The organism is Winogradskyella tangerina (genome assembly GCF_003260205.1).
Taxonomy (GTDB): Bacteria; Bacteroidota; Bacteroidia; order Flavobacteriales; family Flavobacteriaceae; genus Winogradskyella; species Winogradskyella tangerina.
This window is the reverse complement of the sequence record NZ_QERF01000010.1, coordinates 16,255-32,170: the sequence shown is the minus strand read 5'-3', so window position 1 is coordinate 32,170 and position 15,916 is coordinate 16,255. Positions and strand designations below refer to the sequence as shown.

Below are 15,916 nucleotides of genomic sequence, written 5' to 3'. Positions count from 1 at the left end.
GCTCACCCAATAATCTCCCCCAACAACCATAAATAATCTTCGCGCTTTTTTACAAAATCACGATCAGAAATATCTATGATCTTAACAATAAGGTCGGTTTGAGATTTTAGAAATTCTAAATAACCCGTGTTGATCTTATCGAGGTATTCATCCTGAATTTCCTTCTCGTATTTTCGACCACGCTTTTTTATGTTCTCCTGAAGTCGTTGTGTGTTCTGATAAAGGTAAACATAGAGATCTGGTCGTGCAATATCCTTATAGACCTGATAAAACAACTTACGGTACAATCTAAATTCATCCTCTGCCAAAGTTACCTTCGAAAATATAAGAGATTTATGCACGTCGTAATCGCTAACCATAAAGTCCTTAAAAAGATCTAATTGCGACAAATCATCGCTGATTTGCTGATAGCGATCTGCTAAAAAGGACATCTCTAATGTGAAGGCATAGCGTTCGGGTTCTTTATAAAACTTAGGTAAAAAAGGATTATCCGCAAAGCGTTCAAGGATGAGTTTAGCATTAAAATCTTGTGAGATCTTAGTCGCCAAGCTCGTTTTGCCGGCACCAATATTTCCCTCAATAGCAATAAAATTAAATCTGTTGAAATTGTAATTTTTCTTTGGATTTTTTAACCAGATCTTTACAGGTTCAATTTCAGATTTATCATCACAGATTTCGAGTAAATCCGCAACAGACTTATCTAATTTAGGATGCTTCAAATCCTTATTAATATCGTGAAGTGGTTGTAGCACAAACCGTCGTTTTTGTATTTCTGGATGTGGAATAACTAATTTCTTTTCGCTAATTACCTCTTCATCATAAAACAAGATATCGAGATCGATTTTACGTGCTTCATAGGTGTCGGATTGTTTTGGAACTCTGCCTAAGTCAGATTCAATCGACTTTAAAACACGAAGTAAGGCCTTTGGTTTTAGTTCCGTTTTTATCTGAATACAAGCGTTAAAAAAGTCATCGCTTTCAAAACCCCAGGCCGGAGTTTGATAGACTTTTGAAATCTTAATAATAAGCCCAGCCTTTTCAAATATAGCATCAACGGCCTGCTGCAAATACTGCAACTTATTGCCCTTATTACTTCCTAATGCGATATATGCGGTTTTAGCTGATACCATCGAGCTAGCAAAATAACTAAAAGTAAGCGACCTAATTAAAAATAATTATTAACACTTATTGAATTGAAAATTTTTCATCGAGAAGAATCTTTATTTCATCCCGAAATAACAACTATCAGCACATGAAATATTAATAGATTATCTTTGCGGCTATAATTTATCAACCGACTAAAATGCAATTAAAGGATAAGCTCTTAGCACAACGCATCTATTTATTATTGGGAGCACTTTTTATTACGTCCTTAGTGGTTTCAAACTTAATTTTTCAAAAGTTTTTTTACTGGTATCCTGTTGATGTTGAAATTTTTGGCAGCAAACTTTTTGAAATTTCAGTAGGTATTCTGCCTTATCCTATTACTTTTTTAATTACAGATTTGATCAGTGAGATCTACGGAAAGAAAAGAGCAAACGATGTCGTTGTAGCTGGTATTTTTGCTTCGTTTTTCTCCATGCTGATCATTTACACCTCTAATGCCGTGCCCGCAACACCTTGGTCGCCAGTTCAAAATGAAGTATTTACTACCGTGTTTGGAAGTACCGCCATTGCTGTATTTGCAAGTATGATGGCTTATCTATTAGCCCAATTAGTGGATATTCAGATTTATCACTTCTGGAAAAATTTAACCAAAGGAAAACACCTCTGGTTGCGAAATAACTTCTCTACCTTTTTATCGCAATTGGTAGATACGGCCACAGTACTACTATTGCTTTGCAGTTTCGGGAAAATTGAATGGGATAAATTTTTAGGACTACTCGTTAGTGGATTTTTATTCAAAGTTTTGGTGGCCGCATTAGACACACCATTCTTGTACCTCGGTGTATATGCTTTTAGAAAACGTTTCAAGCTTAAGGTGAACGAAGAGATCGACCTGCTCTAATTGTTATTTAATTATTAAAATCTTTCAAAAGTTTAAGGACTGTCGAACTTTTCTTATAACTTGAACGTATATATACCAAATTTACCAGTTATGAAGAAAATTTTCAAAATTATCGGAATCCTACTCCTACTTTTTTTAGCCATTCTTATAACTATCCCTTTTATTTTAGAGTCGAAAATCGACACCATCGTTCAGAATTACGCTGATGAAAACCTAGATGCTGATCTAAGTTTTAACGACATTAGTCTGAGTCTAATTAGCAGTTTCCCAAGTGCCGAAGTCAATATCGAAAACCTTAAAATTACTAATAGGGCTCCTTTTAAGGACGAAACTTTAGCTACTGCCAGATCATTATCTTTCGAGATGCCAATTCGCGAATTATTTAAAGGCACTGAAGAACCTTTAGTAGTTAATGAGATTATTGCAGACGAATTACTTCTTACTTTAATCACTAACAAAAATGGTACTACCAATTACGACATTGTAAAATCTTCAGAATCTGAAGGAGAACAGTCAAACACAGAATCATCAGCCGGATTTAGCTTCGATATAAAAAATTACGAGCTCAATAATAGTGCCCTAACTTACATTGATGAAGGGTCTGACACTAAAATTTATGCCACCGAAATAAACCACAACGGTAAAGGCATTTTTTCAGGAGAGCAATCAGAATTGGATACCAAAACCGAAGCCAAAATAAGCATGTCGATCGATAGTACCGATTATCTGAATAACAATCTAATTAAGCTAGATGCCCTACTCGGGATGGACTTAGAACAGAACAAGTACACCTTCAAAGAAAATAAAGGTTTTATAAACGCATTACCGTTAGAGTTTGATGGATTTATTCAAATGGTTGAAGAAGGCCAGCAAATAGATATCAGTTTCAAAAATCCTGAATCTTCATTTAAGGATTTTCTAGCTGTAATTCCTGAGGCTTATGCCAAGAATATTGAAAATGTAAATACCTCCGGAAACTTCACTGTTAACGGTCTAATTAAAGGATTAATTTCTGAAGAAACCATTCCGACACTAGATATAAATATGAAATCGGATAATGCTTCATTTAAGTATACTGATCTACCGAAACGTGTGGAAAATATTATGATCAATGCATCAATTAAAAATACTACGGGGCGTGCTGATGACACCTTTGTTGATTTGAATCAGCTTGATTTTAAAATTGATGAAGATGTCTTTAAATCTGAGGCTCACATTAAAGACCTAACAGGTAATATAATTGTCGATGCCGATCTAGACGGTGTTTTAAATTTAGCAAATATCACAAAGGCATATCCTATTGAACTTGAAAATCAATTGAGTGGAATTTTAAAAGGTCAACTCAATACTCATTTCGATATGAATGCCATCGAAACCAACGCCTATCAGCGAATCAAAAACAATGGTAAAGTTTCGATTTCAGACTTTATTTTTTCATCTGAAGATATCGTTAATCCTATTCAAATTAATAAGGCCAACCTCGACTTTAAGCCTGGTGTTGTGAATTTAAATAGTTTCGATGCTCAAACTGGTGAGAGCGATTTCACGGCCACGGGGACCATCAACAATCTGCTAGGGTTTTTGTTAAGTGATAAAAAATTACAAGGGAATTTCAATGTGAATTCTAACAGATTTGCCATTTCAGACTTTATGGTTGAAGACGAATCCGCCACCGAAACTTCGAATAAAACCACTTCTGAAAATGAGTCATTAAAAATCCCTGATTTCCTAGATTGTTCGATCACTGCGAATGCCAAAACTGTGATCTATGATAATCTCAATCTGAAGAATGTAAAGGGTCAACTGCGTATTAAAGACCAAAATGCCAATTTGGTAAATATGACTACGGATATATTTAATGGACAACTTGGTATTTCTGGAAATGTGAATACCATAGAATCAAAACCGAAATTTGATATGCAGCTAGCCATGAAAGATTTTGATATTTCTCAATCTTTTAAAGATCTTGAAATGCTGAAGGCTTTGGCACCAATAGCAAAAGTTGTACAAGGCAAATTAAATTCTACGATAGACGTCAATGGTTTGTTAGACGAGTCGTTTTCACCAGATCTTTCAACCATTTCTGGTAATGCCTTAGCCGAAATTTTGACCTCAAATATTGATGTGAGTAAGAGTCCTTTGCTTTCTGGATTAGGAAATCAACTCAATTTTATTGACTTTAAAGAATTACAAAAAAATATAAAAACGAAACTTAGTTTTGAAAATGGACGGGTCACTGTGAAACCTTTCACTGTTAATTATAAAGATATTCCTGTTACGGTTTCTGGCCAGCATACCTTTACCAATGAACTCGGTTATAATGTCGGATTTGATGTGCCGGCTAAATATTTAGGCGGTGAGGTCAATCAATTGATCGGACAAATAAACGACTCGGAAGTAAATAAAATCACAATTCCTGTTACAGCGAATATTGAGGGCAGTTTCTCTAAACCAAAAATATCCACAGACCTTACCAGTGGTATTTCAAACTTAACAAAGCAACTGATTGAAATTAAGAAACAACAGTTATTAGGTAAAGGAAAGGATAAAATTAAAGACCTATTAGGAGGTGCATTAAGCGGTGATCCCAAAAGTACTGAGAAGGATTCAATAGGAAATAAAGATCCTAAAGACAGTATTAAAGAAGGTGTGAATTCAGTTTTAGGTGGTATCCTCGGAGGCAAAAAAAAGAAAAAGGATAAAAAAGCACAGGATTCGACCAAAAATGAGTGATTTTAGCCCAAAAACAGTCATTTTTCTTAATTTTTTGTAATAATTATGCATTTTACTTGTTTTTCTAAATAATAAAGTTATAATGTGGGTTCACTATTTCAAAAATTCTAAATGAGGCAACTTAAGATTACCAAACAGGTAACTAACAGAGAAGACAAATCCCTAGACAAATACCTACAAGACATAAGCAAAATTCCCTTAATAACGGCCGATGAAGAAGTGGAATTAGCGCAACGAATAAAACAAGGTGATCAAGAAGCTTTAGACAAATTAACCACAGCGAACTTGAGATTTGTTGTTTCGGTTGCTAAACAATATCAAAACCAAGGTTTAAAATTGCCAGATCTTATCAATGAAGGCAATGCTGGTTTAGTAAAAGCAGCTAAGCGATTTGATGAAACCAGAGGTTTTAAGTTTATCTCCTATGCGGTTTGGTGGATCAGACAGGCCATCTTACAGGCATTGGCAGAGCAATCTCGTATTGTGAGGTTGCCACTTAATAAAATTGGAACCATTAACAAGATCAATAAAACGTACTCGCATCTTGAGCAGATTCATCAGAGACCTCCAAATGCTGAGGAGATTGCTAGAGAATTAGATATTAGCACCCACGAAGTGAAGCAGTCGCTAAAAAATTCGGGGCGTCATTTATCTATGGATGCACCACTTAAAGAAGGAGAATCTTTCAGCTTATACGATGTGGTGAGTGAGAGTGAATCACCAAGACCAGATAAGAATCTGATGAAGGCATCTTTAAATACAGAAATTGAACGTGCTTTAGATACATTAACACAGAAGGAAAGTGATGTTATTCGTTTAAATTTTGGAATTGGAAATCAACCTCCAATGACTTTAGAGGAAATCGGAAGCATGTACGATCTTACCCGAGAACGCGTGCGTCAAATTCGCGAAAAAGGAATTAGAAGACTACGTCATGCGAGCAAAAGCAAAATATTAAAAACCTATTTAGGTTAAATATTAGGTTTATTAGAGATAATCGGGTGAATTTATTTTTTATTTTCAAATAGTTGAAGTATATTTGCCGACCATTTGCAAGAATTAGATAATAAAAACTAGCGATAGATGATTAAAATCGAAATTAAAGAAGGAGAAAACATTGAAAGAGCTCTTAAGCGTTATAAGCGTAAGCACAGAAATGTACAGATTATGCAAAACTTAAGAGAGTCTCGTTATTTCACTAAGCCTTCTGTTAAGAGAAGAAGAGAAATCCAAAAGGCGCAATACATTCAGACACTAAGAGATCAAGAGAACATCTAATCTCTAGTTCTTTGTTTTCAATATACAGAAAAGAGCAACTAATAGTTGCTCTTTTTTTGCTTCCACAAATTTACTCTGCTACCTAAATTTTTCGTTTTCAGCTTTAATATCTAATGGTTCTATTGGGCGATCTTCGTAAAAGTGCTCAAAAGTCTTATCTGTAGTATAATTATCCGTCAACACCTTATACACCATAACTACCACCAAAATTTGCCCAATTACTGTGAGATAAAATACCCAGTTAAATGGAAAATCCATAGCAGACATAATTGTTATAGTTATTAATAATATGGTGGTTAAGGCGATATAAAAAAATGGTGATAACTTCATATTTTAATTTTGTTTAAAGTTAAGCAAATAAGATTAAACAAAATAAATTTTAACGGAAATCTAACACCACCTGTAAGGAATTTTTTTGGGCTACTACTAAGCATGCATGATTCTTCTTTACTTGATCATAGGAATACTAACAGCAATCATCGGAGCATTACCCTTGGGTGCGACTAATATTGCGGTAATAAACACCACACTAAAGCAAAATGCACAACAAGCTTTTAAAATAACCTTGGCCGCAGGCTTTGCTGAAGTTTTGCTGTCTTACTATGCATTGCATTGCAACATGACTGTCCGGAATTTTTTCGACACTAATCAATGGTTACAAATATTAATTGCCTTTTTGTTACTGGCCATTGGCGGGATACTATTTTTTAAATCGAATAAAGGAGCTACTAAAAACAAAAAACCGAAGGCCTCAAAGTACCTCACTGGCTTTTTACTGGGCTTACTTAATCCACCAGTCCTAGTATATTGGTTGGTGATCTATGGTGTAATAAATAGCTACGCCTTAAGTCTGAGTATTGACTCATCACTTCTGGTATTGTTTTTATTTTTCTTAGGCGTATATATCGGTAAACTACTTACACTTTACCTCTACAGCAAATTCAGTTTAGTGATCAAACAAAAATTTGAGAATATTAATACAGTGATTAATAAAGTAACTGGAAGTCTTCTTTTCTTTATAGGTTTGGTGAACGTCTTTAAACTTTACTTTGTTTAAACGCTAATTTCAACAACCAATCCTTCGTTAGATCTAATATTGAAAACGGTATTGTCTTCAAAAATGAGATACTGTCCTTTGATACCAACAAGCTTTCCTGAGTATTGATTTTGCTTTTGAAGATTCAAGCTATTGGGTTTAATAGGATACTGCTCAACCGGAAAACTTAGATGAGTTTCAGAATTATTTTCTATGAAATAGTCTTGTACCTCATCTGGAATATACGTTTTCAAAGTATTGCGCCATTCTAAAAGATCTTCATCTTCAATATCGTTTTTGAGCATCTTTCGCCAATTCGTTTTATCTGATACATGTTCCTTTAGTGCTACTTCAGTAATTCCTGCGAGGTATCGGTTTGGCACTTCAACAATTTCAATAGCCTCATGTGCACCTTGGTCTATCCATCGTGTTGGCACTTGACTCTTTCTGGTGACACCAACCTTCACATTACTCGAATTCGCCAAATACACAATATGCGGTTGTAACTGCACTTTCTTTTCGTACTCCAAATCTCTGTCTTCTTGGTCTAAATGAGCAGTACTTAATTCTGGTCGCATTACCCAATCGCCAGCAATCGGTTTTTCAAAAAAACAAGTTCTACAAAATCCTTGTCTGAAAATAGGTCTGTCTAATCCGCAGCTTAAACATTGATGCCCAACTAGCTTTATGGTTATAGATTTATTGATCAATTGATTCACATGAATGAAGTCATTTTCAAAGATCAAATAATACTGAATAGGTTCTAAAAACTCAGTCTGCATTTTCGTTAAAACACCGTTATAAAGCATAAAAGAATTTTAGTATTTTTAGCGTTAATTATTTAGTGTAAATATAGCCAATCCATGCCAATTCCTATTGTAAATTCTATAGCTTCATGGTTTTTAAAAAAGCGATTTCATCAAATTGAATTGTTTTTAAAATACCCTAATGAAGTACAAAACGAATTGCTCTTCAGTCTTTTAAAATTTGCAAAGGATACTGAAATTGGTAAAAAATATGATTTTGCATCCATAAAAAATTACGAAGAGTTCAATCAAAGAATTCCAATTGTAAATTATGAAGATATTCAACCTATTATTGAACGATCTCGTAAAGGAGAACAGAACATTTACTGGCCTAGACCCATAAAATGGTTTGCAAAATCTAGTGGAACAACGGATTCTAAAAGCAAGTTTATTCCGGTAAGTTCTGATTCATTAGAAGACTGTCATTATGCTGCCAGCAAAGATCTCTTATGCATGTACCTCAACAATAATGAAGACGCACAATTATTCACTGGTAAAAGTTTACGCTTGGGAGGAAGTAAGGAACTCTACAAGGAAAACGGAACTGTGTTTGGCGATCTCAGTGCAATACTCATTGATAATATGCCTTTTTGGGCAGAATTCAGTAGTACGCCAAGTAGTAAGGTTTCTTTAATGAGCGAGTGGGAAACTAAGATGCAAGCCATTGTTGATGAAACGATTCAAGAAAATGTAACTAGCCTTGCTGGTGTTCCGTCGTGGATGCTAGTGTTACTGAACAAAGTTCTTGATCAAAAGGGCACGAACAACCTCTTCGATATTTGGCCAAACCTCGAAGTTTATTTTCATGGCGGTGTAAGTTTCAACCCTTATATTGAGCAATACAGAGCCATTTTACCTAAAAAAGAATTCAAGTATTATGAGATCTATAATGCTTCAGAAGGATTCTTCGCTATCCAAGATCAGAATTATTCTGGTGATCTTTTGCTAATGCTCGATTATGGGATCTTCTACGAATTCATTCCTATGGACACCTACGGCACCAAAGATCAAAAAGTAATTCCGCTGAGCGATGTAAAACTCAACACCAACTATGCCTTGGTTATTACTACAAATGCTGGATTATGGCGTTATAAAATTGGCGACACCATTCGCTTTGTGAGTTTAAACCCGCACCGCATTAAGGTTTCAGGTAGAACGAAGCATCATATTAACGTCTTTGGTGAAGAACTCATTATTGAAAATGCCGAAGATGCACTTAAAAAAGTTTGCAAAAGAACTGCCGCTGAAATTGTAGATTATACGGCTGCACCAATCTTTATGAAAGGCAAAGAAAAAGGTGCCCACGAGTGGATTATTGAGTTTAAAACACCTCCGAAAGACATGTCTTATTTTGAGGAACTTTTTGATAATGCCCTAAAGTCCTTAAACTCAGATTATGAAGCCAAGCGTTATAATAATATGACACTAAATAAGCCTAAAATTCATTGTGCTCGCACCAATCTTTTTTACGATTGGCTAAAGGAAAATAACAAGCTTGGCGGACAGCATAAAGTGCCGCGTTTATCGAATTCTAGAGACTATATCGACGAACTTTTAATTTTGAATCAATCCTAATTCAGTTCAGATTTCATCCTGAAAAATCGTATTTATTTTATAATTGTCGGAAAAAAGTGACGTTAATCTAAAAAATACGAATATTATTTACGCCTTGAAGTCTGGTTAGTAACTTCGTTTTGTAATTAATCCATAATCCCTACGTTATGAAAACTACATTCAACGTGCTGTTTGTAGCACTGATGTTTTGTACCTACACATTCGACAAAACAGATCCCGAAAAAGATAAGATCGACGACACCAATAAAAGCGGATATGCCTATACCGTGGATATTTCAAAAGTAAATTCTAAGTATTCCGAGATTGCATGCACAACATTCAGAAAGAAGTTGGTTATTGTGTCTTCTAAAAAGATCGGTGGTTTAGGTAATGGAGTTGACCCACTTACAAATGAACCTTACACTGACCTTTTCTGCACAGATATTAAAGCCTATGGTGAATTGTCTCAGCCATTATTGTTCAGTAGAATTTTAAATACTAAGGCTAATGAAGGTCAGGCGACCTTTACTCCCGACGAGCATACCATTTATTTCACAAGAAGTGAGCGTAAAAATTCTTTGAATTACAAACTTTACAAAGCTGAACTTGAGAAAGATTCTTACGGAAATTGGATCAATGAGCAAGAATTAGAAATAAGTAGCGATAATTATTCAATAGAAAACCCACATGTTACCCAAGATGGAAAGTATCTCTATTTTTCGTCTAACATGAAAGGTACTTACGGTGGTTTCGATATTTTCAAAGCTGAAATACTAGAAGATGGTACGCTCGGTAAGCCTGAAAATTTAGGTGGTGTGATCAATACCTCTGAAGATGAAAAATATCCACACACTGCTAAAAATGGGAAAGAACTTTTCTTTTCTTCAAAAGGACATAATAGTATTGGTGGTTATGACATCTTTGTGTCGACGGTAAGCAATTCAAACTATAAGACACCAAGAAGCTTAGGTTATTCTGTTAATTCTGAAAAAGATGAAATTGGTTTCATCTTTATAGACAATAAAAAAGGTGTATTCTCTTCAAACAAAGACAATAAGAACAACGCCTTTAATATGTACCGATTTCAATCGAGAACCATTTACAACCTGTTGAAAGGAATTGTGATCTCTGATGACAATAAAATATTACCTAACTCTACGGTTATTCTTTTAGATAGTGAAGGCAATGAGATTGCAAGACAAACTACGAATAAGGACGCGACGTATAGTTTTAAAATTCAAGCGTATCAAAACTATGAATTAAAGGTTTTACGCGAAGGGTTTGAAGATTATGCACTTGCTTTTCAATCTGACGAGCGAGAACTAAATGCTATCCTTAAACTTTTGGCCAAATAAATAGCAGTGGTTTTTTAACGGAAAAAAACGCATTGAAATTTCATACAACGAGTTTTAATTTGTCTTTATCCAAAAACTAAATACAAATCACTTTTGTTATAAATGTTGAGCCTATATTAGCTGTAAATAAATGTGCTATTCATATCACTCTAACTAACATAATTTATAGCCAGCAATATTAATTTATTTAATCCCAAACTATAAAAAAACCACAAGTTCTATTTAGAAAATGTGGTTTATTTTTTTATTCAAATTTGAAGTGTTAAGACACAGCTTTTAACTTCTTCAAAGTGGATTTAGATAAGCGATCCTCGGCATAAGATTTAGTAACGTTTAGCTTAGTTTCACCAGATCCTGGAAGATCAAACATAGCTTCCGTAAGTATTTCTTCACATAAGGAACGTAAGCCACGAGCTCCGAGTTTGTATTCTATGGCTTTTTCAACAATATAATTAAGTGCCCCTTCGGTAATTGTAAATTCAACCTCATCCATTGCAAACAGCTTTTTATACTGCTTAATGATGGCATTCTTAGGTTCGGTTAAAATGGCTCTCAAGGTATTGGCATCCAAAGGATCCATGTGCGTTAACACTGGTAAACGACCAATGATTTCTGGGATGAGCCCAAAGTCTTTTAAATCCTTCGGAATGATATATTGTAAAATATTATCATTATCAACATTATCATCGGTGTTAATTGAGCTGTAGCCAATGGCTTGCATGTTTAGTCGCTTGGTAATGATGCGCTCTATACCATCAAAAGCACCACCGGCAATAAACAAGATATGCTCAGTATTAACTTCGATAAATTTCTGATCGGGGTGTTTACGACCTCCTTTTGGTGGTACGTTAACAACGGTGCCTTCAAGTAATTTCAGTAAGGCTTGTTGAACACCTTCACCAGATACATCTCTAGTAATTGAAGGATTATCACTTTTACGTGCGATCTTATCAATTTCGTCTATGAATACAATACCACGCTGAGCTTTTTCAAGATTGTAATCCGCGGCCTGCAATAATCGAGTTAAAATGCTTTCAACATCTTCACCAACATAACCAGCTTCAGTTAAAACAGTAGCATCAACGATGGCTAGTGGCACATTAAGCATACGCGCTACAGTTTTGGCCATTAAGGTCTTTCCAGTTCCGGTTTGACCTACCATAACGATGTTACTCTTCTGAATCTCAATATCGTCATCTGATGGTGGTTGAAGTAATCGCTTATAGTGATTGTAAACCGCCACCGACATTACGCGTTTGGTGTATTCCTGACCGATAATATATTCGTCTAGAAAAGCCTTAATTTCTTTCGGCTTTCTCAACATTAATTCTGCACTAAGTTCTGAATTCCCTAATTGCTTAGATTCTTCAATGACAATACCATGTGCTTGCTCAATACAACGATCGCAAATATGCGCATCAAGCCCTGCGATCAATAAATTGGTCTCAGGCTTTTTCCTTCCGCAAAATGAGCATTCTAATTCTTCTTTTGCCATAATTATAATTCTAGTTAGGATTTTTTAGTCGAAAGAACAGCGATTTACTTGCGTTCTAAAACTTCATCTATCATTCCGTAAGCCAACGCTTCGTCAGATTTCATCCAGTAATCTCTGTCTGAATCTTTTTCCACCTGCTCATAAGACTTACCTGAATGGCTTGAAATGATGTTATATAGTTCTTCCTTGACTTTTATCGTTTCACGCACTGCAATTTCCATATCAGACACTTGCCCTTGTGTACCACTCATTGGTTGGTGGATCATTACACGTGAGTGCTTTAATGCAGAACGTTTTCCTTTTTCACCAGCGCATAATAACACTGCAGCCATCGACGCAGCAATACCTGTACAAATTGTAGCTACATCCGGTTTTACAAACTGCATAGTGTCGTAAATACCTAATCCGGCATATACCGAACCACCTGGTGAGTTAATATAAATCTGAATGTCTTTAGACGCGTCAGTACTTTGTAAAAATAGTAGCTGCGCCTGAATGATATTCGCTACCTGATCGTTTACACCTGTTCCTAAAAATATAATACGGTCCATCATTAAACGTGAAAACACGTCCATCGCAATTGCGTTAAGTTGGCGTTCTTCAATAATATTTGGAGTTAGGTTTGTTGGGTACATGCTAGTAATTATCTTTTGGTAATAATTACTATTGATTCCTTGATCTTTTATAGCGAACTTTTCAAATTCTTTTCCGTAATTCATTTAATTTCAATTTGTTTTTTGATTAAAAAAAAAGCGTAAAACCGTTCTGGTTCTACGCCTTAAAGATACTAATTTATTCTATACCCATTAACTGTAGAACTCTTTTACAAAATCATCGTAAGTGATGTCTTTTGTTTTAAGATTTGCTTCGGTTTTATATAGGTTTAATAATTTCTGACTCATAAGCTGTTCTGACATACGCTTAACTTCATCTTGATTAGACATAATGCGTGCTGCAATATTTTCTAATTCTTCTTCTGAAGGGTTCATCTGACCGAACTGTGCCATCTGCCCTTTGATCATTTCCATAGCGAAAGCCTTTAATTCTTCAAACTGCACCTGAAGGTTATGCTCAGCAATTAATTTACCCTCTATTAACTGATAGCGCATGCTCTTTTCAGACTTTTCGTATTCTTCTTTGGCTTGCTCTTCGGTCATTGGCTCTTCGCCCGCTGTTTGCATCCATTTTTGAAGGAATTCTGCCGGAAGATCAAACTTAGTGCTCTCCACTAAATATTCAGTAACATCATTCAACAGCTTCTGATCACCTTGCTGCGCAAATTGCTTTTCAGAATCAGTTTTAATCTTGTCTTTTAATTCAGTAACTGTAGTGACAACTTTTGGCCCAAATAATTTATCGAATAACTCCTGATCTAAGTCAGCCAGCTCACGCTCGTTGATTTCAGAAATTTCAAAAGTTACATCGATAGCTAAACCATGAGCATCGTCGTGAGAAACTTTTAAGTAGGTCATTAAATCGTGATCGTCATTAAACAATCCTTTTGTTTTTAGTGTAATAACATCACCTACTTTAGCACCAATAAATTTCTTAGTATTGGTTTTACCTTTGATCTTGTCTAAGGTAATTGTGGCCACATTCTCGATACCTTGCTCTTCGTTAGAAAATTTCCCAGTAATCTCTGAATTTTCTGTAACCTCAGTTTGAGAAACTAATTTTCCATATTGCTTTTGGATGTGCTCAACCTGATTATTGATCATTTTATCATCAGCAATAATATTGTAATGTGTAATGGCTTTTTTGCCTTTTAGCTTAACATCGAATTCTGGAGCTAGGCCTAATTCAAATTCAAAAGAAAACGCATCAGCATCCCAATCTAAATCATCTTGAGGCTTTGGTAATGGATTACCTAAAACGTCTAACTTTTCTTCAACCAGATATTTACCTAAAGCATCTTGCAATAGTTTATTGACTTCATCAACTAAAACAGCCTTACCATATTGCTTCTTTACCATTCCCATAGGTACGTGCCCTTTTCTGAAACCTGGTATATTAGCCGACTTACGGTAATCTGATAAGATTTTTTCAACCTTGTCGCTGTAGTCTTCCTTTACGATATCAACTTTTACAACTGCATTTAATGCATCGATGTCTTCTCTTGTAATATTCATTATTCTTGATACTAAAATTGGGCTGCAAAAATACAACAATTTTTACAACCCAACAACAGTTTTAATGCTTTGGTTTAGAGCTACTTTTTCTCAGTTTTTAAAAAGGAATGTAAAAGCGATTGAAGGATACATAGAAGAATACTAAAAAGTATGGCAGTCCAAATACCATCTACGCTAAAGCCATCAATGAGTCTATCTGCCAGAAGAATGATTAGCGCATTAATAACAAATAAAAATAATCCAAGAGATATGATGGTTACAGGCAATGTTAAAATGATGAGAAGTGGTTTTACCAAAACATTTAGAATTGATAAAACAACGGCGACCAAAAGTGATGTGAGGTAGTCGTCTACGTAAACACCACTTAATATTTCGGCTAGAGCAAAAACGGCAACTGCATTGAGTAAGAGTTTAAGGATGAAATTCATAATTTTTAGTCTTGTACTGAATATAATAAAGGTAATGAAAAAGGAATTATCACTGGTTTTCCTTTTTGCTCTCCTGGTTTCATACTAGGTAATAAATTAATCACCCTAACCGCTTCTTCTGCTAACTTTGAATCGCGCGCCTTTGCTTTGGCATGAGTAACAGCACCCGATTTATCTACTCTAAATTGAACTAAAATTCTATACTTCCCGTAAAGACCCAACTTATTAGCCAAATCTGAATCAAAATTTTCGCTTACAAAAACTGAAACAGCTCTATTCATGCAATTTAAACGGGCTTTGTTACCGTATACTTCTTCACATCCCGGGTAAACAGGAACTTTTTCTAAAACACCATCAGGTACTTCGGTCATTTCTAAATTTAATACAGAAGGATCATCTTTAACTCTAATTTTTTCGATCTTTTTTCCATTTCTGTCATATCTAATCCATGTTTTAGCGGCTTTATCGGCTTCATAAAATCCTTTCCACTCTAAGGTTTCATCTTCTCTATAGCGCCATTGTGTGCTTTGCTTCTTTTCCTTTAGCATAAGACCTTCAACTTTAAGTTTTCCGCTAGGGTAGTATTTTTGATAAATCCCATGCCTGTAACCATCTTGATAAGTCACTACCCATTCTAAATTCCCATCCTCATTGAATTTCTTCCATTTTCCTGAGAGTTCATTGTCAATGTAATGGGCTTCAATTTCCTTTACGCCATTTTCATAAAAGCTCTTATAATAGCCAGAATCTAGTTGTCGTTCATACATTAAATTACCATTTTCGTAATAACCAATTCTAAGAAAACCTTCACCTTGCTTTATCACCTTAGTACTAACCTTACCGTCTTCGGTATAAGAAATCTCCTCTTTGTTTAATTTACCATCCGTATAGCTGTAAATTTTTGATAATTGGCCATTTTTATGGAATTTTTTCCATTCTCCTACACGCTTATTATCCTTGTATTGTCCTTCTATATATAACTCTCCTGAATCGTAATAATCTTTATAAGGTCCATCAGGTTGATCTTGAGCAAACAAAACATGTTGACTAAAAAAGGTCGCGATTAAGATTAAGAAATACTTCATTTTAAATTT

15 protein-coding genes are annotated in these 15,916 nt (G+C 35.0%); 7 read left to right on the top strand and 8 right to left on the bottom strand.

Annotated features, from left to right (window positions below; genetic code table 11):
• Positions 1–2: 2 nt before the first annotated feature.
• Positions 3–1,130: a 2-amino-4-hydroxy-6-hydroxymethyldihydropteridine diphosphokinase gene (folK, locus tag DDY94_RS14100; protein ID WP_111685102.1), complete on the bottom strand. Its 1,128-nt coding sequence runs from the start codon at positions 1,128–1,130 to the stop codon at positions 3–5.
• A 173-nt stretch (positions 1,131–1,303) separates the two neighbouring features.
• Here folK and DDY94_RS14095 point away from each other — a divergent pair, with 173 nt between their 5' ends.
• The 4 genes from DDY94_RS14095 to rpsU all read left to right on the top strand — a co-directional run bounded on the left by DDY94_RS14095 (position 1,304) and on the right by rpsU (position 6,019).
• Positions 1,304–2,008, top strand: coding sequence for a queuosine precursor transporter (locus DDY94_RS14095; RefSeq protein ID WP_111685100.1), 705 nt, complete (start codon positions 1,304–1,306; stop codon positions 2,006–2,008).
• Between the two features lie 90 nt (positions 2,009–2,098).
• The gene (locus DDY94_RS14090; protein WP_111685098.1) at positions 2,099–4,741 is read left to right on the top strand and encodes an AsmA family protein; all 2,643 of its coding nucleotides are present in this window, start codon (positions 2,099–2,101) and stop codon (positions 4,739–4,741) included.
• A gap of 111 nt (positions 4,742–4,852) precedes the next feature.
• On the top strand, positions 4,853–5,716 hold the full coding sequence (locus DDY94_RS14085; RefSeq protein WP_111685096.1) for a sigma-70 family RNA polymerase sigma factor: 864 nt from the start codon (positions 4,853–4,855) through the stop codon (positions 5,714–5,716).
• Positions 5,717–5,824: 108 nt separating this feature from the next.
• The gene (gene rpsU / locus DDY94_RS14080) at positions 5,825–6,019 is read left to right on the top strand and encodes a 30S ribosomal protein S21 (RefSeq protein ID WP_111685094.1); all 195 of its coding nucleotides are present in this window, start codon (positions 5,825–5,827) and stop codon (positions 6,017–6,019) included.
• A gap of 78 nt (positions 6,020–6,097) precedes the next feature.
• Here rpsU and DDY94_RS14075 read toward each other — a convergent pair whose 3' ends face one another.
• Complete coding sequence (locus tag DDY94_RS14075) at positions 6,098–6,349, bottom strand: hypothetical protein (RefSeq protein ID WP_111685092.1); 252 nt, start codon at positions 6,347–6,349, stop codon at positions 6,098–6,100.
• A 106-nt stretch (positions 6,350–6,455) separates the two neighbouring features.
• Between DDY94_RS14075 and DDY94_RS14070 the strand changes: the two genes are divergently transcribed.
• Positions 6,456–7,076 carry a LysE family transporter gene (locus DDY94_RS14070; RefSeq protein ID WP_111685090.1) on the top strand — a complete coding sequence of 207 codons (621 nt, stop codon included), beginning with the start codon at positions 6,456–6,458 and terminating at the stop codon, positions 7,074–7,076.
• Here the strand turns inward: DDY94_RS14070 and DDY94_RS14065 are convergent.
• Positions 7,073–7,864, bottom strand: coding sequence for a DUF2797 domain-containing protein (locus tag DDY94_RS14065; RefSeq protein ID WP_111685088.1), 792 nt, complete (start codon positions 7,862–7,864; stop codon positions 7,073–7,075). The two genes, DDY94_RS14070 and DDY94_RS14065, sit on opposite strands and share 4 nt — an antisense overlap.
• Before the next feature lie 54 nt (positions 7,865–7,918).
• Here DDY94_RS14065 and DDY94_RS14060 point away from each other — a divergent pair, with 54 nt between their 5' ends.
• Entirely contained in the window at positions 7,919–9,436 is a 1,518-nt protein-coding gene (locus DDY94_RS14060; RefSeq protein WP_111685086.1) for a GH3 auxin-responsive promoter family protein, read from the top strand.
• A gap of 146 nt (positions 9,437–9,582) precedes the next feature.
• Complete coding sequence (locus DDY94_RS14055) at positions 9,583–10,770, top strand: carboxypeptidase-like regulatory domain-containing protein (RefSeq protein WP_111685084.1); 1,188 nt, start codon at positions 9,583–9,585, stop codon at positions 10,768–10,770.
• A gap of 262 nt (positions 10,771–11,032) precedes the next feature.
• On the opposite strand, the gene clpX is transcribed toward DDY94_RS14055, so the two are convergent.
• From clpX to DDY94_RS14030, 5 genes are all read right to left on the bottom strand, one after another.
• Positions 11,033–12,265, bottom strand: coding sequence for an ATP-dependent Clp protease ATP-binding subunit ClpX (gene clpX, locus DDY94_RS14050; protein ID WP_111685082.1), 1,233 nt, complete (start codon positions 12,263–12,265; stop codon positions 11,033–11,035).
• 44 nt (positions 12,266–12,309) lie between these two features.
• Positions 12,310–12,984 carry an ATP-dependent Clp endopeptidase proteolytic subunit ClpP gene (clpP, locus tag DDY94_RS14045; protein ID WP_111685080.1) on the bottom strand — a complete coding sequence of 225 codons (675 nt, stop codon included), beginning with the start codon at positions 12,982–12,984 and terminating at the stop codon, positions 12,310–12,312.
• An 87-nt stretch (positions 12,985–13,071) separates the two neighbouring features.
• On the bottom strand, positions 13,072–14,394 hold the full coding sequence (tig, locus tag DDY94_RS14040) for a trigger factor (protein ID WP_111685077.1): 1,323 nt from the start codon (positions 14,392–14,394) through the stop codon (positions 13,072–13,074).
• Between the two features lie 80 nt (positions 14,395–14,474).
• Positions 14,475–14,822 (bottom strand): phage holin family protein, encoded by a 348-nt coding sequence (locus DDY94_RS14035; RefSeq protein WP_111685075.1) that lies wholly within the window; start codon positions 14,820–14,822, stop codon positions 14,475–14,477.
• Positions 14,823–14,827: 5 nt separating this feature from the next.
• Positions 14,828–15,907 (bottom strand): toxin-antitoxin system YwqK family antitoxin, encoded by a 1,080-nt coding sequence (locus tag DDY94_RS14030; RefSeq protein ID WP_111685073.1) that lies wholly within the window; start codon positions 15,905–15,907, stop codon positions 14,828–14,830.
• Between the last annotated feature and the right edge of the window lie 9 nt (positions 15,908–15,916).